Here is a 21,486-nt window from a genome sequence, read left to right on the forward strand (position 1 = left end):
ATTAAATCATTCCTCCTTTTATAATAAAGGTCAACAATGCTCCCACTAGTCCACCAATAACTAATCTTAAAATCCAAGTCGTGTTGTCTTTAATTCCACCTATATCCTCGCGAATTTCTTTAATATTTGATTCAGCAACAGCCAGACGCGTTTTAACATCTGTCATATCAGTTTCTAATCTTTCAATACGTTGATCCATGTCAACACCTCACCAATAAAAATAGCACTGCTCGGTACAGTGCATCACTTAGGTCTTGTTGTTTAAAAATAGCCCTCCACAATCATCTGTGGAAGGCATAAAAAATAACGCTAGCTTATGCTGCGTTTACTCTGCTTATTTTGTATAAGCGATTGTTTGTTGGTACTCCATTTCTGTAATATGCCCTTTTACAAATGCATTATCAATTTGTTCAAATGTATAATTCTCTGCTGCATATCGCTTAACTGGTTCATGATAATCAGCCACTACTGTATCAAATTTTCTTGTTCCATGTACATACACACATACTGCATATTGTCTTACTAGCATCTGAATAATAGTCATTCTACATTCCTCCTAATAGGATAGTTTCCATTAATTCTAAAACTGTTGAATCTGTAGCAGATTGAGCCATACGTAGTTGTTCAATCTCGCTCAAAGGAATGTCTTCTAAAATCACTCGATGTGGCGTGACGGAAATATCCACACCGATTCCGTCTGTTGTTTTGATTTGTTTATCTTCTGGAATGTCCATCCACAGGAATGGCACCCCAACCGGCTCTCTTGGTATAGGTTGACCACTTATTTTTGACAGGATATAACCTTGTTCATCATAGATAATTAGAGTTTTCATTTTATCGATCCTTTCTTATTCAAATGCGTACCAAGTAACTCCGCTATATCTCATACGTATATTGAACCCATTATTTGCAATTGAAGCTGTACTAACATAATAATTTCCCCCATTGGTTGTACGATAGAATATATATCCATTTGTTGCTTTTTGTAAATTGGTGATTACGGAAAATTGGTCATTTCCTATAACAACAACCATAAAAGGATTAAATGGCAAACCACTTACCGCGATAGTATCAGAAGCACTATAACCACTCGCCCACTTCTTACCAGTGCTAATACTTCTTATTGAGTTAGCTAAATTTTGAAATGTTGGATTCGTAGGCACTACCAAACTATTATCTACGTCAGTAATCGCTGTGCCTATCAATTGTTTTCCGTTACTGACATTTGTAAAAAGCTCTTTCATTCCTTCTTCGATGTTCTCTGCGACAAATATACCAGCGACGTCCTCTAATACGATGTTTTTAGCTTTATGAGCATTTGGATTACCTTCCATTACATGTTCCCCAAATGTATCTTGTAATGATTTTAGATCAGTGTTGTTTGCCTTTTCACCAAGCAATGTTCCGACTGCATCCATTTCCTGTTCCAAAGTTGTAACTTTAGCAGTTAATGCAGCTGCAATGTTTTCGTCTAATAATTCTTTTAAATTTGAAACCCAAGCTTGAAAATCTGTTTGTTCTTTTTGCATCCAATTATTAAATGATGCTTGTTGCGCTAACATCCAATCTGCAAATTCTTGTTCCTCCAATTGTCGCCAATTTGCAAAATCATAATGTTGTACTGCCATCCATTGCTCAAACGATAATCGTTGGTCTGCCGTCCACAGTTCTAATTCTTGGGTATAAATAGCCTTTTGTTGCTCAATCCAAGATTGATACTGGTTAAATAAAGTAGTTGTATCAACTTGATTAACAGTGCCATGTACAATACCACACAAGCTATTATTTAGACGTGTATCTGTAATATTCGCTTGCGTAATCTGAGTTGCACCGTTTGCAACAAATACATCTGCTAAAACTAATTCATAAGCATTGCCATCTCGTTGTAGGACTGGTGCCACTGGACTACTTGCAAACGTACCTTTTTTGACTACGATTTCTATTTTACGAGCAAAATGATTTAAACGCATGACAACTCGGTCAATACGTTTTAAAACACCATCCGCGATATCTAATGACAACACATGATCTCCATCACTAAAAATAAAATAGCCGTCAATCCAGCCACTTCCTGGTTTAACGACTACTTTCATATTTTCATTTGATACAACTTGTAGATTTGTACTTGGGTTTGGAAATACTCCATTCCCAATAAAAGTTGCGAAATATTTGGCAAACCACCATGCGTTATATTTTCGGTCACCGTTAACACTGTTAAAAATCCCACTATAGATTGTCATTACTTATTCACCTTCTTTTTTATCTTTTCAAATAACGTGGGAATATTACTGCCAAAATTAATGCTAAAAATTATTCCTTCTTTCTTGCTAATGAATGTAGACGAAATCACACGTGGATGCATAACTCTTTGAATATCATCGTTTCTAATGCTTACTCGATCTCCAAGATAATAATCAATTCCATACACAAACTGACTATTCATATCAACTTCGCTTTCAAATGTTTCTATAATTTCATATTCAGAAAGTTTTTCATCCCCACGTTTAATTAGAGCAGCATTGTATTCTGCTGTAGACATGGTTATTTCATCACCATTATCGTTTGTGTACGTACTTTGCAAATCACGTGCATCAACAAATACCTCTCTACGATTAAATCCACTAAATTGATCGTTTGTTACCTTATACTTTCGAGCAGTTCCTTCGCCTTCACCAGCTACAATGGCCGTTGTCTTATAATCAACCCTGTTGTGTACATATTTTTGATTAATGATATTATCGAACTCTTTGCTGAAAATGACATGTGGATTAATCATTTGTTGAGTGCTTCGATCTACCCCTTGCCACGTAACAAAATCAAACTTCTTGTCTTGATGGTTCAGTAAAATATCCATACTCATTTCATGCTTATTGCATACTTCAAAGCAATGTTCTAGTAATTCGCCACCTGTTTTAGTTGATTCGTCATTAATGCTTATGCCACTATTAGGAGCCAGTCTAAGGTTAGGAATTACTTTATTTGGATTACTAGGATTAATAGCATTGTTTTTGACAAAATATTTTATTAGGTCCTCCACATTGCCGCTGAATTTTTGTTGCCTTTCAATAACCCTCCATGACAACATGAAATTAAGAGAATAAGCATGGATTTCAATTTCAGTTTCTGCTTCATCTTTATAATCAAAGTGTTCAATGATATAGCCATATTTAGCATCATCTTGTGTAGTTAAAATGTTGTCATGTTTCAACAATTCTATTGCTTCTGGCGAACTTGATATACGTAAAATCAACTGGCTTACTTTGTCATAATTACGCTCGATTTGCAGCTCCTTGTATTCACTAATTTCGCCTAATAAATTAAATTCTAAATCGAATACATACAATTCAATCATTGTTACACCCCAATCCTTTTTGGCGTAAACTCAACAGACACTTCCAAAAAATCTAATCCACTGCTTGCATCATATCTTAACAAATTGTCACCAGGCTCCAATTGAAGAAACTTAGAAGTATTAAAATCCAGAGCATTAAAGATATTAGACTGCTCATTATTTCGAATCAAAATGATGGATCGTTTTCCTTTGTAAGTTGAAACTTCTATTACATCACCAGGAAGCATTGTGTAATTAAGATTAAAAGCTTCATACGTATTTACATTAAGTAGCTTCGGATTTACCACTTCAGAAAGTGCTAAGAAGCGTATTGACATGCCAGTAGATTCACTACCCTCATTTAGAACATTAACGATTAAGGAAGGGTTACAATAGCCAATTTCAATCCCTTCTTCTACAACTTCTAACGGAAACTCTAAATTGGATTCCCAAAGAGCTATATCAACTTTTCTTGATGCAGCCTCATAAATAAAAGGATCACTTGAAATAAATTGAAGTAATCCTGTTACCCATCTACGATTGTCATTTTCTCTGCCTTGTCCAAATAAAGGTGCAGTAGTTAAATTCGCATTAACGTAAAACTGATCTCCTGAATTTGTAGAAAAATCAATTCGCATAGGATTGAATTTCGGATTACATACTCGATATACTTCTTGTCTTTTTTCCTCAATCCACCAAGGGTCTTGATTTGTTTTTTGAATATAAAAGGGTACTTCAATATCACGAGTTTCCAATGTTGTAGATTGATAATGTGCTCCGTCAGATGTGGTCTCTGCCATATTCACTTTCGCACCCAATCCACTTATTGCAAAATCTTCTCGAATAAAAAAGTGACGACCGAAAACTAACGAGTCGCCACGATTATTTATAATCGTCATATCTTTAATTATCAAGTCGTCACCTCCTAAAATCCAAATTGCATACGACGTAATGTACGTTCCATCTCGCGAGCCCCACTGTCATTAGTGTGGATGACCACAGATGGTTTAAAGTGTTTAGAGTTATCAATATTACTTTGAGTTCCTTGAGCAAATGATGTATTGTCCTCCACAGATGAGGCAAGGCGTTTAGATGCTTCTGTTACTTTACTTAACATATCATCCATACCCAACACTAGCCCTTGTCCGATATTGACCCCAAATCCACGCATCAATCGTGATGGACTGTGGATGTCAAGAGCAGACTGAATTGTGGACGACACTGCGCTTGCGATGGATTGTGCTGTTGCTATCACACTATTCTTCATCGACTCCATACCATCGATAAGTCCTTGCATAGCATTACGTCCATCAGTATTTAAGTTGTTTTGCAAAACATCCATTTCACTTGATGCAACACCATTCAGCTCTTTAAACATAAATTCATATTCGTCTTTATATTTTGCTAACTGTTTTTCAGCATCTTCATTGATTTCGATCATTTGTTTATCGATGTCTTCTTTCATCGAGGTCAATTGAGACACTGCTGTTTCTTTCGCTAACTCATTTTTGCGAGTCCACAGCTCTACATATTTGTTTAATTCTTCTTCTGTCATGTCCGCAAAAGAAGCAACTTGTCCTGCAGCTTTCGGTCCTAATGCACTGATTTCTTCAAGCAACTTACCACCTATACCTCTAGCCACCAATTTTTCAATGCTTGCAGTATATGTTTCCATAGCGATGATTTGCGAATCGAGAGAGGTGATCATTTCATCACCCGACAAGCCTTTTAATTCAACCTTATCCAACAGCCCGAATTGTTTGTAAATCTCTTCAGTACGTTTTGTAACTTCTGCTTCGTATTGAGCTAATAATTCAGATTGTTTTCTTGTTCGCTCTTCTTCAATTTCAATTACTTTCCTGCTGTAATCCTTCTCCATTTGAACAAGTCTAAATCCAGATAAATATTTTTGATTCTCGTATTCTTTCATCAAGTTTTCTCGCTCGTAATAGCTTAGATGTTCCATTTCTAAAGCTGTTTTCAAAAACTTGAATGCCTCAACACCATAAGCGTCAGATGAAGAATAAATCTCAAAGAACTTTTCTAAAATCGATCGAGAATCTTTGAAATACTTTTTCTCATATCCAGCAATCAATTCTGGTAATTCTTCAAATGTACTTGCTACTTTTTTAACTACATTTTGAGATGCTCTTAAAACCATTGTTTCAGACTTTTCAATTCCGACTACTAGGCCTTCCACAGTCCATTCACCAATCTGTTTCATAACCCTAGATGGCGAGTGGATGTCTAAAGCAGACTTCATTGTTTTTGTGATAGAATCGGCAATTTCACGAGCTTTTTTCTCAAGTGGTCCTTGCATACTTCCGAGGCCATTAAGCAAGCCTTGTCCTGCATCTTTACCAATCTGTTCTAAACTCGAAAGTTCTGAAGATGTAGTTTGAGTTAAAGCTTTAATTTTTTGTTGCCATTCAGTATTGAGAGTATCTAATTGCGCTGAAGCTGCTCTACGTAAATTTGTAATTTGCTTATCAGTATCATTCTTCATACCGATCAGCTCTGTCTCAGCCTGCTTACGTGCCAATGCAGATTTTTCTTTATACAATTCACTGTATTGTTTTAATTGGTCATCTGTTAAGCCATTTAGCGCTTTTAACTCTCCAAGAGCCTTCGGTCCCATCTCTCGTAATTCGGCAAGTAGCCCCTGATCAATAGCTCGTTCAGATAATTTTTCGATTTCTTTTTGCCATAATATGAAACCGTCAACTTGTGATTTTAAGTTTGCTAATAGCTCGCCACCAGTAACGTCAATTTCAACTTTAAATTCATCAAATAAGCTTTTAAACGATACTAGGGACTGTGCTCGTTTATCTACTGCATCCGTATAAGCTTTTGTTAATGTTTCTTCTTGTTTAGCTAAGTCCTCGTTAATTTTTAAAATCTGGTTGGAATAATCATTATTAATAGCTGTGATTTCTTTGTTCACAGCTTCTACAGCTTTTTTGTACTCCTGTTGAGCTTTAATACGTTCTGCTGTACCTTCAGCAAACAGTTCCATCGACTGTTCCCAGACCTTGGCTTCATCGATTAATGTCAGCTCTTCCAAAGATTTTTTATCAGCAATGTAGCTTTTGATTACTTCTAAATATTCCTTCTCAGACTTTTCAACAAGAGCTTTGTATTTCTTGTTAAAATCTTGATCAGCTTTAAGCTTGTTATCTCTATAAGATGCCTGAAGTAAAGCTATGTCTTGCAATTCTTTTTGAGTTAAATCACGCTTCTTCTTAGCAGCTTTATTTTGAATCTTGTAGATTTTTTCTAGTGTCTTATCGTTTTTATCCTCATTTTTTCGATTAAATTCATCGATCAAATTTGTATATTCTTTTTGATAATTTTTAGATACTGCTAAGATGCCATCACCAATATTTGACATAGCTTTGTTAACACGTGGACTAGATTCATCTAGACCTATTGCCATCCCTTCACCAGTCCATAAACCTATTTGTTTAAATACCTTTGAAGGAGAAGCAATTCCAAGCAATTTTTTAGCCTTGTTTACTACACCATCTACAACACCTGTAATAGCTCCTATTGCTGCTTCTTTCATATTTTTAATACCATTTACAAGGCCCAGAACTAAATCTTTTCCTGCGTTAAACATTTTATCTGCTACTTTACCAATAGTTGATAGGATGTTTGACATTATTGATTTGATTGTAGTTAACATTCCACTAAATCCAGAATCAATTACACCTTTAATAGCATTGATAACAGTTGTAAAAACAGTTTTAATAGCATTCCAAACTGTAGAAATGGTAGTTTTAACAGCGCTCATAGAAGAATTGGCAAATGTCTTTATTCCATTAAATCCTGTAGTGAAAACAGTTTGTATGAAGTTAACACTATTACTAAATATGGATTTGATTGTCGTCCACATTGATGTGAATGTTCCACTGAACCCAGTAACAAATGTTTTTAGCCCGCTTAATAACTTTCCGAAGAACATCAATTGTACTAAGTTCCAAATTAACTCAATAGCACCACCTACAAGTTGCTTGATACCTTCCCAAAGACCTTGCCAGTCACCTGTAAACAAACTGCTAAATGTTTTTATTAAACCTAAAATAATATCTAAAGCACCTTGAATAACACCTTTAACAGCGTTCCAAACTTGCTCCACAATCACTTGAACAACTAACATAGCTGCTTTAATTACTGCACTTATCACAGGCATTACGGCATCTATTACAGCCTTTATTGCAGTCCACACATTTGATGTAGCCTGTTTAATTTGCTCACCATTCTCATTCCAAAATGCAGTGATTTGGCTCCAAATATTAATTATGAAATCTTTTACAGCATTAAAAGCACTCTGAATAATAGACCAAATTGCTGACATTACGTTTTGAACGCCCTCGCGGAACCAATCTACTTTGTTGTACGCGACAACCAATGCTGCGCCTACTCCTACAACAGCTGCTATGGCAATTCCAATTGGCCCAGTTAATGCAGAAAATAAAGGTCCTATAAAACTTAATTTGGATGCTAACATAGCAACTACTCCACCAGCTTCACCCACAGCCAATGCTACTGTCCCAAATGCTGAAACGATGGCTCCTACACTTGAAACGAGCGCCCCAGCAATCAGAACTACAGGTCCAATGGCTGCAGCTATACCGCCTAAAACTAAAATTAGTTTCTGTGTACCTTCACTAAGACTCGCAAATTTTTCAATCCATGGACCAACAACTTCCACAATTGATAAGACAACTGGAATCAATATATTACCAAGGGTAATCCCTAAATCGGTCACTTTATTTTTCAAGATAATCAATTGTGATTCAGTCGTTTTGTACCGTTGTTCAGCCTCATTAGTTAAAGCAACATTTTCTTCCCACGCTTTATTTGCAATGTCAATTGAGCTTGCAAATAGTTCGTTTGCATTCCCTGCACGTAGTAATGAGTCACGTAGAAGAATCTCTGTGATGCCCATCTCTTGAAGCATGTTGATAGCTGATTCTCCGGCTTGTTCGGCATTACCCAGACCATTCACGAATGCTCCGATTGCACCTACTGCATCCTTTTCAAACATTTCTTTAAATTGCTTACTAGTCATCCCAGCAACTTTTGCGAAGTTTTCTAAGTCAACACCTGCGTTAACAATGTTCTTCATTTCCTTATTAGTCATGCCTAATGAGTCAGCTAAAGACGTGAAATCCATACTGTTGTTAGCAGCAAGCATTTGTAACTCACGTAAAGACATACCTGTTTTTCTTGATAGTTCTTCCGTTTTGCCAAGCCCAGTAGTAGCAGCAACCTGCATACGTACCATTACACGTGACAAGGCCGAACCACCCATTTCAGCTTGGATACCTACAGATGATAAAGCAGTAGCAAGACCAAGAATGTCAGCTTCAGACATGCCAATTTGAGCACCAGCCCCAGCTAAACGTAAGGCCATGTCAATGATTTCCGACTCGGTAGTAGCGAAGTTATTACCAAGATCAACTACTGTAGAGCCTAATTTGTCAAAGTCTTGTTGTGACATTTTAGTAATGTTTGCGAAACGTGCTAGTGCTGTTGCCGCCTCATCAGCAGACATGTTTGTCGCTACGCCCATATCAGTCATTGTTCGTGTAAAACCTAGAATAGCGTCATTTTTAATACCCAACTGCCCTGCAGCTTCGGCTACCTTTGCAATTTCAGTAGCTGCAGCAGGAATCTCTTTAGACATGTTTCTAATCTCATCAGAGAAGAATTGGAATTCCGATTCGGTTGCATCCACAGTTTTTCGTACACCTGCAAAAGCAGATTCAAAGTCCACAGCTGCTTTAAATGCTCCAACACCCATCGCTGCCATCGGTGCTGTGACATACATTGATAATTTCTTACCAACATTCATCATTCCGTCGCCTACAGTAGATAATTTACTTCCTACTTCCTGCATGCGTTGGCCGACTTGTGTCCACTGTGAGGACTGGATACGTAATTGGTTTGTAACTTCTGCTAACTCACGTTCCAAGCGATTGTATTGTGCTTGTGCTTGGTTTACTGCGTTGGCTTGTCGTTCAATTTGTGCTGATGATGCGGTACCACTTGCGACTAATTCATCATATCTACGTCGCTGTTCTTGCAACTTAATAGATGCAGCATCAAATGATCGTGTTAGTACATTTTGCTTTTGAGAGAGTCCAGTTAGCGAATTTTCATATTGCGCTCCTCTTGCTCTTATAGCTTGTAACTCACTACCCATCGCTTTCATATTTCGATTTACTTGTGCTATGGTTCCGTTAAAATTTGAAGCATTTAAACTAAGACTGACTTCTAAACTTCCTATGCTTGCCATATATTCTCACCGCCTTTTTGGCAAAAATAAAAATCACAACCAACTAATGTCGTCGGCTGTGACTTCTTCTATTTCTTCATCATCTTCATTTGATAATTCAAACCAGAAATGTATATCCATTTCATCAATTTCATGAAGCTTGTAACCAGCTTTCAATAAATCGCGATAGAACTTTTTAATATTTTGATAGGCTGTCAGGCCACTTACTTTCCCTCATCATTTGTTGTGGAAGTCGTTTCTAATCCGCCAATGTTTAACACACTGTTGAATACTCGCATGATTTCGTTTTGTAATAGACCTGCTTCCATACCATCCCATACATCATCTACAGTGAATTGATTGTCAAAGACATTTACAACAAATCCGATCATTTCATCGAAAGTATCAACTGAAATTTCGTTACCTTCTGACCGCATTTTTTCGTTCATTTTTAAAGCATTGCGGAATACACGTGCCTTCACAAAGTCATTTGTAAATGTTTTATCCTGTCCATCAATTCGTAATGTAATTTGCATATTTCATCCATCCTTTTCGTTAGTCACTTTGATTGAATTTAAAAGAAAAGAAGCCCTCGAAAGGACTTCTGGTTAAGGTGTTGGTACTGTTGGTTCAGTAGGTTTCGTTACACTTGAGAAGAATGTTTCAGGGGTAGCAGTTACACCTGAATCACGTGTGTCAACTGTATGTTTAATGATTCCATCGATTAATGGCAGTGCTTCCCCACCGAATGGATACACTTTATAATTTGTTTCACCTTTTTTACGAGTTGCATTGGATTCTTCTCCTGGTTTTAGCTTCGCTTTGTAGAACCACACTAGCTTAGACCCTGATTCAAAGCCAATAGCAATTGAATTTGGTGTGTCATTGGAGTTTGTGACAATACCACCTTCTGCTGATTTTTTGTGTCCATACCAATCAACAAGTACCTCTGTTGGTAAGTCAGCCGTTTCACCAGCAATAGTGATTGAGTCTAATTGAGCTTCTTGGTCCACTACGCGATCCCCTGCATCTAATGATGCTTCAGAAAAGTTAGGTGTAAGCGTTAAAGAGATTGGCATGGTTAATGTTTTAACATCACCCCATGTTTCCGTTTGCTCATCTGTCATCAAAGCATAATGGATACGTTTCAAACTAATTTTTTGTGGTTTTTCATTTACCGTTGTAGCTGCCATTTTCATGACCTCCTAATGTTTAATATTCATCAAAAAAGACGAATCGTAACACTTTGTTAAAGTGAGAATCGTCCTCTTGTTTTGGTGCATCATATTCAAATGTTCTTTCGTAACCTGCCGATTCCAACAATCGCTTGATGTCCTCCACAAGCTGATAGTAATTACCTTTTGACCAAACGTTGACTTGGATAAGTCGTTCAGTTTCATATTCCTTATCAGATGCTTCAAGCGCTGGTTTTGAATTAATTTCTAAGAAAGTGATGTATTGATTAGGAATAGTTGAGCCAGTTGGAACGCTGTTGAAATACACACTTAAATTAAGTGGTGCCAAAATACCTGTGACATGTGCTGTAATATCAATCATAGTCTCAATGCCTTTCTAATCTCATCGCTCATTACATCAACGGCCCTGTCCTTACTTCTTTCTAGTCCGCGTGTAAAGAACGGATTAGGTGCAGTAGAGCCCCATGTAACTTTTTGGCGCACTCCATTTTTAAGAGCGTATTTACTACCTGCTGAACGTCCAAACTCAACTAAATGTGAATGGTAGGCACCGCCAGTATGCACCTTTGCTTCGCCATCTTTAGCACGTTGGGCTTTAATATTCTTCTTTAACGTTCCATCATCTACAGGCGCTTCTTCAATAACAGCCTCTTTTACAACTTTTGCAGCCGCGTTAAGTGCTCTATTTTCATCCGCCTCTTCTAGTGGTAGGTTCGTAAGATTCTGTAGTAAAGCTTCTAATCCTTGCATTTCTAAGTGCATCTACATCACCTCTTTTAAAAAGATTGTGAGCCACTGGTTATCTCCATTGTCATTCACAGGTGGTGAATCCATTTCGTATGTTTTGCCAGCTACTTCAACCCGCATATCTTCTGTAATATCCTTACGGTATCGTATACCAATAACACATTTCCCCTGCCATTGTGTAGCATCAGAACTAAATAATCTGTAACCTTTTGCAGTCTTCAATTCCGCCCATACGGTTTCATGTTTAGTCCAATCTTCACTTGGCCACCCGTTGATAGTTGTACCTGGTGGATTAAAGAAAGTAGCGCGCTTGTTCATACGACCTGCGTTATTGTTGTTGCGATAGTTCATCAGGATCCACCCACTTTATCTGTAAAATTATCGACTGTAAGCCGTATGGGATAGGCTGTTGAGCTGTTTTAATTGTGGAAGGCGTTATAGCTATACGATTCTCGTAAAAATGCGTAGCGAGCATCATAATAGCTAAACGATGTAAGGAAAACAGCTCTTTGCCCTCCACAGTTAAATAATAATCTTTTGGCTGCTTCACTCCTGCATTCTCCAAATAAAAAATGGATGATTGCAGAATAGTTGAAAGGGAACGATCTTCGTCATTCCCATCAATTCGCAAATACTCTTTAAGCTCATCCAGTAATTGCATTAAGTATCACTCTTTTCATCTGTGGAAGGCTGTTTTGAAGCTTGCTTTGTAATAGCCTTTTTAGGCTCTTCTACAGCTTTTAAGAAAGCTACCCCATATACTTCATGGATTTCTGTTAAAGCCTCTGCACGACTCTTAACAAGCTTTTTACCATCGGCTGGATAGTTGTCGCCTACCTCATAAATATGGCCGTCATGGTTTTTTTCTTGAAATCGATTAATTACTTGGTACATTTAATTCACCTTCTTTCGATAAAATAACAACCCCTATCCCCTTAATTAAGGAGTAGGAGTTACTTTTGCGATACGGAATGCAGATTTTAATTTAATACGGTGATCAAACCATGCAGTTAAAACGAATGCATTAACACCTGTCTTAACATCTTTATCTGTTTCGTAAAGCACATTCAAATCGTAGTTTAAGTGAGCGTATGAGAAGTCACCTACAATTGGCTTCGTAGCCGCATCTACAAACACAACTGGTTTACCTAAAATTTGCTCTGGTTGTGCAGCATATAACGTCGCATTTCCGTTTGCTAATGTTTCAATAATTTCAGAGTAATCAGCAAAAGTCATAACGATCTTTGCGTTTTCTCGGTAATCTTCATGTAAATCTGCAATAGCTGCTTTAATCGCTTTGTAAAGATTCGGACCTTCTACTTCTTTGATTGCATTTTGCGTTGAATAGAAGCTCATATGCTCTTCACCAGCTTTTGGTGTTGCAGCAAATTGTACTTTCTTCTCTTTTGCTGCTAAACCTGAACGTAGTGAATTTTCTACATGTGAAACTAAGTTTGTATGCGTCCCTGCAAGAACAGTTTCAGAAACACCTGCAAAGACTTTGGATTTAAAACGGCCAAATGTCACTGTTGAACCTTCTAATTTTAATTCCTTTGCTGTTTCTGTATCAGCAATGAAATTATCATCATCAATCGTGTAAGACAGTTTTGGGATTTCTAGATTCGGTACACTTGTAACAGTTACTAGGTCACGCATTGGATTTTTCACTAATGGCTCTGTGATAATTTCTTGTGCTACCGTTTTCGGAAGAAACTTTTCACCACCAGTTGCTGGACTTGTGTTGTCTCCTAATGCTGCAAAGACATCTTGTTCAATTGGTTGATTGCGGACAGTTGAGCGAACCAAAGATGCAAATGCTTCAGTTCGTTTTTGTTTAGGATCTTCAATATTACTCAATCCTGCTTGTTTCATAGCTGCTTGTTGAGCAAATTTTGCTTTTTGCTCAGTTTCTAATTCATCATGTTGTTGTTTAATCACATTAAAACGAGCTTGTAAATCTTCTTTCGATTTTTGTTGTGCTTGAATATCTTCAATTGAAGCAGATGGATCAATCGCTTTTGCAGAAAGTTCACCTTCTACCTTTTTCAATTGCTGCCCAATCGTAGCCATTGCTTGTTTTAATTCATAAAGTGTTTGGTCACCAGCGAACATTTGAATATTTAAAGGTAACAACATTTTCATTACATTTTTTTGTTCTAATGATTTTAATAGCTTCTTTGTTTGTGTTTTCATAGTTTGAAAACCTCCTAATTTATGATTGTATTTAAGTAAATAAGATTCGCCTTCGAATCAGCAATAATTTTTTCACGCAAAGCTTTTTCTTCAGCACTCATAACTGGTGCAGATTGAACAGGCTCTAAAAGCTGCTTTGGAACATTTTGATATTGGTTAAGTAACTCAATATCTGCACATGCAACAGCATCCTTTTCTTCTTGTACAACTACTATGTCAAAGTATTTTGAGGCTTCTTCTGCATCTAGCCAGTTATCTTTGCCATCCAATAATTCTTTGATTTTTTCGTCTGTTAAAAGCTCCGTGCCTTTACTTTTATAAGCTGGAATACAAGTTCTTGATTCTGTTTTTTCAAGCCAATCAGCCTGTTCCCGACAATCTACAGCGTTTGCGCTCCATAACGTTATCATTGGTTTATGAATCATCAAGAAAGTATTTTCATACATGAAAATTTTATCTGCTTTCATTATTAAGAATGACGCTGCACTAGCTGCTACACCATCCACATAAGCATTGATAGTTAATTGACTTTTCTTTCTCTCTAATTGATTCATCATAGCAATAGCTGTAAATACCGAACCTCCAGGACTGTTTACATACATATTCAACGTTTTTACAGATGGTAATAAATCATCTAATGCTTGTTGAAATTCTGTAAGTGTTACATCTTCATCTCTCCATTTATATCCGCTAACAATAGCGCCATAAATAAAAAGATCCGCGGATTTTTCATCTGCAGATGCTTTAATTTCCCAGAATTTATTCTGTTGTTTATTCATTCTTTCCACCTCCTTCCACAGTTGATGCAGCAGCAGTGGACTTCCGCAATATTGGGTCCATATCGATCGGATAAAGATCACCAGAAATCCATAGCTTGTTTGCGTATTCTGAATCATCTGGTGGCAAATCTTCAAATCCCCTCACTTCGTTTTGTTTAAACCAACCATTACGAATGCCCATTTGATAAAACGATGCGCGAGTAGCAGTGTCACCTCTAAGAAGACCACCTAAATTAAACTTAAAATACATACCTGCTCGTCTGTCTTCTTTGGTTAACAACTTTCGGTTAAATTCATGTTCATACTGGCGAACGGTTGGCAATAGATTCATATTCGTAAATTGAATCATCTGTTGCTCATTCGATCCTAGAGTGCCACCCTCATAATCATTTAAAAACGAAACTGGTACATTAAAAACGTTGGCTACCCTTGAGCGTGTAATTCGCTCTGATGCCAACGTATCGGATGCAAAGTATTGTTTTTTTATTGGATCAATTTCAACACCTGGTTCTTTAAATAGAATTCCTCCATTTTCAGAGTAAAACCTTCTAAAGTCACCAATAATTCGTTTCCTTTTTTCTTCATCAACATTTGATGCATAACTCAATGTAAAAGATTCTTTTTTCTCCATTTCAGAAAGAGAGAACTCCTGAACAGCCTTATCGTATTTAATTGTATTGGCCAAAACTTTTAAAGGATTAAGTCCTCTCAAACGTGCTGGCCCTCGGATATGCTTAACATGGATCATATCACTGTTGTGAACATACATATTTTTATTACCACCGCGAACTTCATACCACAACGAGTTATCATCACGATTAATAAACTCGGTCACGCAATTCGGATCAAGTGGTAATAACTCCATTGGTCGCATCCTTATATCACGTAAAATGACTGCATATCCATTACCTGTTTCGTTCCTGCTAACTTCTAAAGCGTTGATAAAATCAAAGCTACTCATATTTTGATTTGGCTCATTTATGAGCACATCTGAAACATCATTTTGAATCACATCGTAATGTTGATGCAGCTTTATGGGTAATGCAGACATAGTGTTAGCCAAACGACTAATAACGCTAAATATGGTTTCATTAGTCGCTAACTGGCTGTTATCGATACCCCAAAAGGTTCGTCCAAACCAATTGGAGAAATCCCATGTGGAACCTTTCCAACCTGTAGTAGCCCCTGCATATGCCATGTATGCTGTAGTTTTAATACGTTGCCATAGTTTCAATTTCTCACCTCCCCCTTATAAATCATGAATTGAAATAAAGCTGATATTGCCATCTCCACTTTCGAATGTTGCATATCTAGCTTGTACAAATGCTGTAATTATTGCTGCAATAGGGTCAATTCGCTCTCTTGACTTCGATTTTGAAAGTTTAATACTTTCGTTGGCTGCCATTTCTGCAATAGCATTACCGACTGCCCAAGATAATACCTTGTCACCAACATGAGTGATTTTCTTTTGATGCTCATTATTCTGATAGACATAATCTCGAAATTCTTTTGTTGGTTCTGATAGTGTAGGGAAACCTTGTCGGACCTCCACAATTGTTAACCCATAGTTCTCCATGTTTTGAGCAAATTGTGTGGCACCATAAGGATCGTAACAAAATAGAATTACATTCAATTCATTGTTATTGATGAAATCCAAAATCCATTGTTCTACAAAGCTATAATCAACTACTGCACCTGGTGTAACATCCATCCAGCCTTCTTCTATCCACACATCATATGGCACCTTATCTTTTGCTCTACGCTCCGCTAATGCTTCTTCAGGCATAAATGAATGTTGTCCAACATGATAGCCATAGTCCGTAGGAAAAACATAACCAACTGAAGTTAAGTCAATCTTCTTGGATAAATCGACTCCTAAATAAACATCACGGCCAGTCATCTCAAAGGCTTCAATTTGTCCTGCCTTCCACTTATTTGCCGGAATGTAGCCCCCTTCTTTCATGTCCACCCATATATTCATAGTCTTTGTTAAGAACGACCTCATTTTTTCAGGTACATCAAGAGCTGTCTTCAAATCCGAACGAATGGATGCAAGGCCCTCTTCATACGTAGCAACAATCGGATTTGCCTTAATCCAATTACTCTCATCCTTTATGTCATCTCCTGGATCAAGCTCGCAAATTATACCGAAGTAATCATCGTTTTCTGTATCATCATCAGGATTTAAAATACGCGATACATATTCGTACTCAACAAAACACGGCCTGCTTAAATCAAAGCCTGCTGTGGTGATAACGAACATTAGTGGTTCTTTACGAGCTACCATCCCTGATAACAAAACATCATATATTTCAGATGTAAGATGATTGTGATACTCGTCCACAATTCCAACCGATGGGTTTTTACCATCACCTGTTTTACGTGTTTCGCGTGATAATGGGACAATGACAGATCCATTGTTAAAGACTTCAATCTTGCCATAAGCTTCTTTCCATCTACCATCCAACAATTCACTTGAATTTATCCCATCCCGAACCGCAATATATACCTCGTCTGATTGGTCTTTCTGCCAACCAGCAATATACATACGTTGCTTCTCGTCACCAAGGAAAGCGATGTATGAACCAACAATCGCTAAGAATTGTGACTTAGCATTTTTACGAGCAAGCTGTATATAAACCTTACGGAAACGCCTTGCTCCATTTCGCTTCTTTTTGAAGCAGAAGATATTAACAGAAATAAAGAGTTGAAAATCATTAAGTTGAACCTTTTCGCCAGCTAAAACACCTTCGACGTGTTCAAACTCATTTGCCCACCAATAGAAATCCTCGGCCACTTCTTCATCAAAATAAAAAGGACTGTCATAATTTTGACAATCCTCATAGTCTTTTAAGAAACGTTGAACAGCCCATTTATGCTTGATACTAGCTTTAATTTCCCCGCTTAAAATATCATCACAGTAGTTAAAAACCCGCTCTAAAACCCAATTCATAACCTATCACCGAAACGCTTTTGCGCCTCGCTTTTGCCTTCCACAGGTGAGGGTGAAGGAATGACTAATTTCAAACGTGATGTAATAGTAAGTCCAAGATCAGCAGCTGCAGAACGACATTCGTTAAACAAGGTATTTTTGGTACGTTGCAATTTCGGATAATCCTCATTGGCAATCGTAATTTTTTTGCCGTTTTCCTGCTCAACTGTCTCTGTTGGTTTGATTTTCCGTATATCTTTCACCAGTTGTAGGTATTGGTGTTTTGAGTCCAGATACCTCGCTAAAGAATCCACATCAAGCTCGCTGAAAATTTGAAGTGCTACAAGCTTTTCAGCAATCTCTGCAAATTCCTTCTTTTGAGCAGCTGTTAAATACGTTGGAATTTCAATGTTTTCAGTCGGTCCGCGCATCTTTTCTTCATGTTTTTGACGCTTTTTTATCTCGTCTTTTGTCAAATGGTTCGAGCGTCCATTCCCTAGAATCACTTGCAAAGGCTGCTTATTTCGACCTCCCATACTATCACCTCACTTTCTTTTTCCTTAGCCTTCCTGAAAAAATATTCAAAAACGGATTATCGAGCCATGAAATCGGTCAGCCGGTGTAGGGCCATCCACCATATAGGAAACGAATGGAGGGGGGCTATCCTATTTCTTACCGTATTTCTGAACATCCTCTGTCGTCTTCTTGTTGTGACACGACTGACAAAGCAATTGTAAGTTGTCTTCATCTAATCGCTTGGTCCAGTCGGCAGTTAATGGCACGATGTGGTCGACAAGAACCCCGACTGTGATTCGCTTTTCATTTAGACAATGCTGACACAAACCGTTATCTCGAATCTTGATGTAGTCACGACATTTAATCCATGATCCCGAATGGTAAAACTGATTATGCTTTTTGTTTCTAGAATACTTATCGTAGTATCGGTTGTTGTCAGCCTTGGCTGTCTTGTGCTGTTCGCAATATCCATTTCGAGTTAGGTTTCCGCATCCAGGTTTGTTACATGGTCGTAGAGGTTTACTGTTCATGCTGTTCAACCTTTCGCTTAACACTAGCCATACAGTGCGCTATGAAGTCTTTAAGTTGTGCCTCTTCCTGTACCAACTTCTTTAACCTATCAGCATCAGCCCACTTCATCCTACGGTGTAGCTCACGCATCTTTGCCTGCAGCTTACGCGTTGACTCGTCTGTATAAAAACAGACATATTCGCGTCCACAGTTAGGGCAGTTGAAGTATGTCTTCTGTACAGTGTTATCAAGTTTGTCTAACTTGAAATGCTCAACGTAGAACCTATGACCACAAGACTTGTTACACTTAGCGTAGATTGGTTCCATGTTATTCACTACCTTCTAAATGTTTTGGTAGTTCATCATCTAGTTTAAGAACACGCTCAACATCACATGAACAGATAGACATTCCATTTTGTTTATTGAGTTCTATCATGTGTTCAAGCAATTCGATTTGCTTTGTTGATAGCTCTGTATGTTCATTAGAATCAATCGCATCCAACTCATCAGCCAATGCACCTACATGCTTTGCAATTGCTCGTAACTTTAATTGCATTTTGTCTGTGTCCATATCAACTGAAATGGATAATGATTTACTTAGCTTTTCATTTCGGTTATTCACGTTGTTCTGATACTTGTGTAACTTCCACACGTCTACCAACGCACCGTTACACTTCGGACATACATGTACTTCTCTGTATTCCTTTTTAGTTTGGAATATCGTTTCGCCATGACCACATGATAAGCACTCTGCTTTATGCTGATAACGTTTTAATTCCTCGTAAAACGGAATTTTTTCAAGGTCACTTTTATCTACTTGAGTAGCCCCTACAAGACCTTTACAAATAGGACAACTAATTCCATCAATACAATTACTTTTTACTTTAAATAAGTGATTATTATCTTCGTAACACATAAGAACTATCATTGTTCAGCCCTCCACAATTCATAGTTATGACTAATAATCTTCCCTCTCACCAGCAGCTCTTAGGTCAAGGTTATATTCATCAAGTGCATCTTCAATTTCCCTCTTCATTCGCAAGGCTTGTTCTTCATATTCAGTGCCTTTAATTAATTCGAGAAACTGTTCAATCGGCTTTAGAATAAGTTCTTCATCCATTTGTTTCACCTTCTTTTAGACATAATAAAAAGCCGCAATTCATATTGAATGCGACTTAGAAACTAACTATACATTTTATTCAGCTGCTTTTTTAATCTTATTGTTTATTAGAAGATACACAGGTAAAAATACAAATATTGTAATCCCTATAATCAACCCTATTAATATCAATGGGTTATCAAGTAGAAATTTTGTTAATTCATCATCCCACTTTTTAAATTTTTCATTAGTAGAAGATATATTTATTATTGCTGAAATTGCACTTGAACTAATACCTAAAACTGGAATAAGAGTAAGTAGTCTTTGTTTACTATAGCTAAATGTAGCTTGTGTCGAAGGTGAACCATTAGTTTGTTTTATTTGTTCAGACAAACATTCAGATAACTCCTCTATCTTTTCACAGAATAAGATTTTTTGGTTGTATTCCAAAAAACTCGATTCCATTACCTCTCCGATTAATGCATGAAAAATGTAACCAACTTCTGAAACATCTTTAAACTTCACATTATGTTTTTGTGCAATACCTTTTAAAAGACTTTCTAAGATTTTTGGAGTCGGTAACTCCTCTTCACCTATTATACTCTTAATGATTACTGAAAAATCATTTTGTACCAGTTTTATTTGACGGTTATAAGCTTTTCTTTCCATAAGAAGTTTTATTATTTCCCATGTCAAAGTTACAAATAAACCACCAATGATACTTATAAACCAACTATTCGATATAAATTCCATTATATTTATAACACCACCCATTTAAATGGTACTATAAATATAGAAATAACACTATTTATTTCCTAATAGATTAAAAGAGACTACCAATTTAGTAGTCTCAATTACTTGTTTCTGACATACACGTACAAGCAACGTGTTTATTTTGTAATGGAAATTTTGTACGCATTTCCGTGCGCTTTTGATAAAACTTGATAATATCAATTTACACTGTTTTTTAGCGTAATTCGCTATATGGCACAATTACGCTTAATACAATTAATACACGTTGGTTTTAAGTTCTTCAATGAAGCTAAGGATTTCATATTTAGAATTGAGGGAAAGTTCGTTTCCTTTTAGACCTGTATCCTCACTATCCATATCCATAGTAGATGGGTAATCCTCATATTCTTCAATTTCATCTTTAACACTTTCCTTGTAATCTTCCAAAAGTGCTATTATTTTTAAATTTAATCCATGTGAATTATATGATTCATCAGAGGATTCTTTGATTAATTCTTTTATACCTTCTATTGCCTCAGGAATTGCTACTTCTTTTGCATAAGGTGTACCACTATAAAAATCATAGGTTCTGTTAGAAATGAGTTGGTCTAATTCTTTCATCAAATATGACATATTAAATAACCTCCATTTTTTGTACCAATATATACTAATTAGACCATAATTAATAAGTTTATAATATAATAATATTTTATCATTCGTGTAATGACATCTTGTTTATATCCACCCCAATCTTCTAGCCGTTTCATCAATCAGCATATTACGTTTACGCAATACCCTTTGTACTGACATATATAATTTATCTGCAACATGAGACCATTCGTATGCTTCCTGTTTATCGAAATAACGCATGTCCACAATTGTTTTTTGGTCATGATCTAATTCTTTGTATAGCTGTTCAAGCGTTGTAATGATGTTTTTCAAATGCTGATAATTCTTATCTTCTGCAAGAATAATAGCTTTATTACCTGTCGTGTCAGAAATACGATTAGATTTGCCACCACCAATATTTGTATCCGTTTCTTGGTGTGCATTCAACAATTCCCATTCACGATAGCGTAACTGCTTTTTAAGTTCATCTAAACTTGACCAATATTCTTCGATTGTTTTATTTTGTACTGTTGATAATTTACTCATATGCCCTCCACAA

25 protein-coding genes are annotated in these 21,486 nt (G+C 36.9%); all 25 read right to left on the minus strand.

From position 1 onward, the window contains the following. Window position 1: 1 nt before the first annotated feature. The 25 genes from NY607_RS01585 to NY607_RS01705 all read right to left on the minus strand — a co-directional run bounded on the left by NY607_RS01585 (window position 2) and on the right by NY607_RS01705 (window position 21,473). Window positions 2-199, minus strand: coding sequence for a hemolysin XhlA family protein (locus NY607_RS01585; protein WP_259419007.1), 198 nt, complete (start codon window positions 197-199; stop codon window positions 2-4). 135 nt (window positions 200-334) lie between these two features. Continuing rightward, window positions 335-544, minus strand: coding sequence for a hypothetical protein (locus NY607_RS01590; protein WP_259419008.1), 210 nt, complete (start codon window positions 542-544; stop codon window positions 335-337). Between the two features lies 1 nt (window position 545). Continuing rightward, a complete protein-coding gene (locus NY607_RS01595) occupies window positions 546-833 on the minus strand; it encodes a hypothetical protein (RefSeq protein ID WP_259419009.1) in 288 nt (95 codons plus the stop codon). A 15-nt stretch (window positions 834-848) separates the two neighbouring features. Continuing rightward, complete coding sequence (locus tag NY607_RS01600; protein ID WP_259419010.1) at window positions 849-2,240, minus strand: hypothetical protein; 1,392 nt, start codon at window positions 2,238-2,240, stop codon at window positions 849-851. Then, window positions 2,240-3,352, minus strand: coding sequence for a siphovirus ReqiPepy6 Gp37-like family protein (locus NY607_RS01605; protein WP_259419012.1), 1,113 nt, complete (start codon window positions 3,350-3,352; stop codon window positions 2,240-2,242). The genes NY607_RS01600 and NY607_RS01605 overlap by 1 nt, the downstream gene beginning before the upstream one ends. 2 nt (window positions 3,353-3,354) lie before the next feature. Continuing rightward, window positions 3,355-4,245, minus strand: a complete 891-nt coding sequence (locus tag NY607_RS01610) for a phage tail family protein (RefSeq protein WP_259419013.1) — start codon at window positions 4,243-4,245, stop codon at window positions 3,355-3,357. Between the two features lie 11 nt (window positions 4,246-4,256). Next, a complete protein-coding gene (locus NY607_RS01615) occupies window positions 4,257-9,635 on the minus strand; it encodes a phage tail tape measure protein (RefSeq protein WP_259419014.1) in 5,379 nt (1,792 codons plus the stop codon). Window positions 9,636-9,838: 203 nt separating this feature from the next. Then, the gene (gene gpG, locus NY607_RS01620) at window positions 9,839-10,150 is read right to left on the minus strand and encodes a phage tail assembly chaperone G (protein WP_259419015.1); all 312 of its coding nucleotides are present in this window, start codon (window positions 10,148-10,150) and stop codon (window positions 9,839-9,841) included. Window positions 10,151-10,222: 72 nt separating this feature from the next. Then, window positions 10,223-10,807: a major tail protein gene (locus NY607_RS01625; RefSeq protein WP_259419016.1), complete on the minus strand. Its 585-nt coding sequence runs from the start codon at window positions 10,805-10,807 to the stop codon at window positions 10,223-10,225. A 19-nt stretch (window positions 10,808-10,826) separates the two neighbouring features. Then, window positions 10,827-11,171 (minus strand): hypothetical protein, encoded by a 345-nt coding sequence (locus NY607_RS01630; RefSeq protein ID WP_259419017.1) that lies wholly within the window; start codon window positions 11,169-11,171, stop codon window positions 10,827-10,829. Beyond that, window positions 11,168-11,572, minus strand: coding sequence for an HK97-gp10 family putative phage morphogenesis protein (locus NY607_RS01635; protein WP_259419018.1), 405 nt, complete (start codon window positions 11,570-11,572; stop codon window positions 11,168-11,170). The genes NY607_RS01630 and NY607_RS01635 overlap by 4 nt, the downstream gene beginning before the upstream one ends. Beyond that, window positions 11,573-11,908, minus strand: coding sequence for a phage head closure protein (locus NY607_RS01640; RefSeq protein WP_259419019.1), 336 nt, complete (start codon window positions 11,906-11,908; stop codon window positions 11,573-11,575). It lies immediately after the preceding gene. Then, window positions 11,886-12,218, minus strand: coding sequence for a head-tail connector protein (locus NY607_RS01645; RefSeq protein ID WP_259419020.1), 333 nt, complete (start codon window positions 12,216-12,218; stop codon window positions 11,886-11,888). Before NY607_RS01645 ends, NY607_RS01640 begins: the two co-directional genes overlap by 23 nt. Beyond that, window positions 12,218-12,451 carry a hypothetical protein gene (locus NY607_RS01650; RefSeq protein WP_259419021.1) on the minus strand — a complete coding sequence of 78 codons (234 nt, stop codon included), beginning with the start codon at window positions 12,449-12,451 and terminating at the stop codon, window positions 12,218-12,220. The genes NY607_RS01645 and NY607_RS01650 overlap by 1 nt, the downstream gene beginning before the upstream one ends. A 45-nt stretch (window positions 12,452-12,496) precedes the next feature. Beyond that, a complete protein-coding gene (locus tag NY607_RS01655; protein ID WP_259419188.1) occupies window positions 12,497-13,699 on the minus strand; it encodes a phage major capsid protein in 1,203 nt (400 codons plus the stop codon). A 65-nt stretch (window positions 13,700-13,764) separates the two neighbouring features. Beyond that, window positions 13,765-14,529: a head maturation protease, ClpP-related gene (locus NY607_RS01660; RefSeq protein WP_259419022.1), complete on the minus strand. Its 765-nt coding sequence runs from the start codon at window positions 14,527-14,529 to the stop codon at window positions 13,765-13,767. After that, on the minus strand, window positions 14,522-15,763 hold the full coding sequence (locus NY607_RS01665; RefSeq protein WP_396631588.1) for a phage portal protein: 1,242 nt from the start codon (window positions 15,761-15,763) through the stop codon (window positions 14,522-14,524). Before NY607_RS01665 ends, NY607_RS01660 begins: the two co-directional genes overlap by 8 nt. A gap of 15 nt (window positions 15,764-15,778) precedes the next feature. Further along, window positions 15,779-17,482 (minus strand): terminase large subunit, encoded by a 1,704-nt coding sequence (locus NY607_RS01670; RefSeq protein ID WP_259419023.1) that lies wholly within the window; start codon window positions 17,480-17,482, stop codon window positions 15,779-15,781. Then, window positions 17,479-17,997 carry a phage terminase small subunit P27 family gene (locus tag NY607_RS01675; protein WP_259419024.1) on the minus strand — a complete coding sequence of 173 codons (519 nt, stop codon included), beginning with the start codon at window positions 17,995-17,997 and terminating at the stop codon, window positions 17,479-17,481. The genes NY607_RS01670 and NY607_RS01675 overlap by 4 nt, the downstream gene beginning before the upstream one ends. Window positions 17,998-18,126: 129 nt before the next feature. Next, on the minus strand, window positions 18,127-18,507 hold the full coding sequence (locus NY607_RS01680) for an HNH endonuclease (RefSeq protein WP_259419025.1): 381 nt from the start codon (window positions 18,505-18,507) through the stop codon (window positions 18,127-18,129). A 308-nt stretch (window positions 18,508-18,815) separates the two neighbouring features. After that, the gene (locus tag NY607_RS01685; RefSeq protein ID WP_259419026.1) at window positions 18,816-19,415 is read right to left on the minus strand and encodes a hypothetical protein; all 600 of its coding nucleotides are present in this window, start codon (window positions 19,413-19,415) and stop codon (window positions 18,816-18,818) included. A 30-nt stretch (window positions 19,416-19,445) separates the two neighbouring features. Next, the gene (locus NY607_RS01690) at window positions 19,446-19,607 is read right to left on the minus strand and encodes a hypothetical protein (protein WP_259419027.1); all 162 of its coding nucleotides are present in this window, start codon (window positions 19,605-19,607) and stop codon (window positions 19,446-19,448) included. A 75-nt stretch (window positions 19,608-19,682) separates the two neighbouring features. Next, complete coding sequence (locus NY607_RS01695; protein ID WP_259419028.1) at window positions 19,683-20,339, minus strand: hypothetical protein; 657 nt, start codon at window positions 20,337-20,339, stop codon at window positions 19,683-19,685. A 255-nt stretch (window positions 20,340-20,594) separates the two neighbouring features. Continuing rightward, entirely contained in the window at window positions 20,595-20,951 is a 357-nt protein-coding gene (locus tag NY607_RS01700) for a hypothetical protein (RefSeq protein ID WP_259419029.1), read from the minus strand. Window positions 20,952-21,053: 102 nt separating this feature from the next. After that, window positions 21,054-21,473, minus strand: coding sequence for a transcriptional regulator (locus NY607_RS01705; RefSeq protein WP_259419030.1), 420 nt, complete (start codon window positions 21,471-21,473; stop codon window positions 21,054-21,056). Between the last annotated feature and the right edge of the window lie 13 nt (window positions 21,474-21,486).

It is taken from the genome of Lysinibacillus sp. A4 (assembly GCF_024919535.1).
GTDB classification, from domain to species: Bacteria; Bacillota; Bacilli; order Bacillales_A; family Planococcaceae; genus Lysinibacillus; species Lysinibacillus capsici.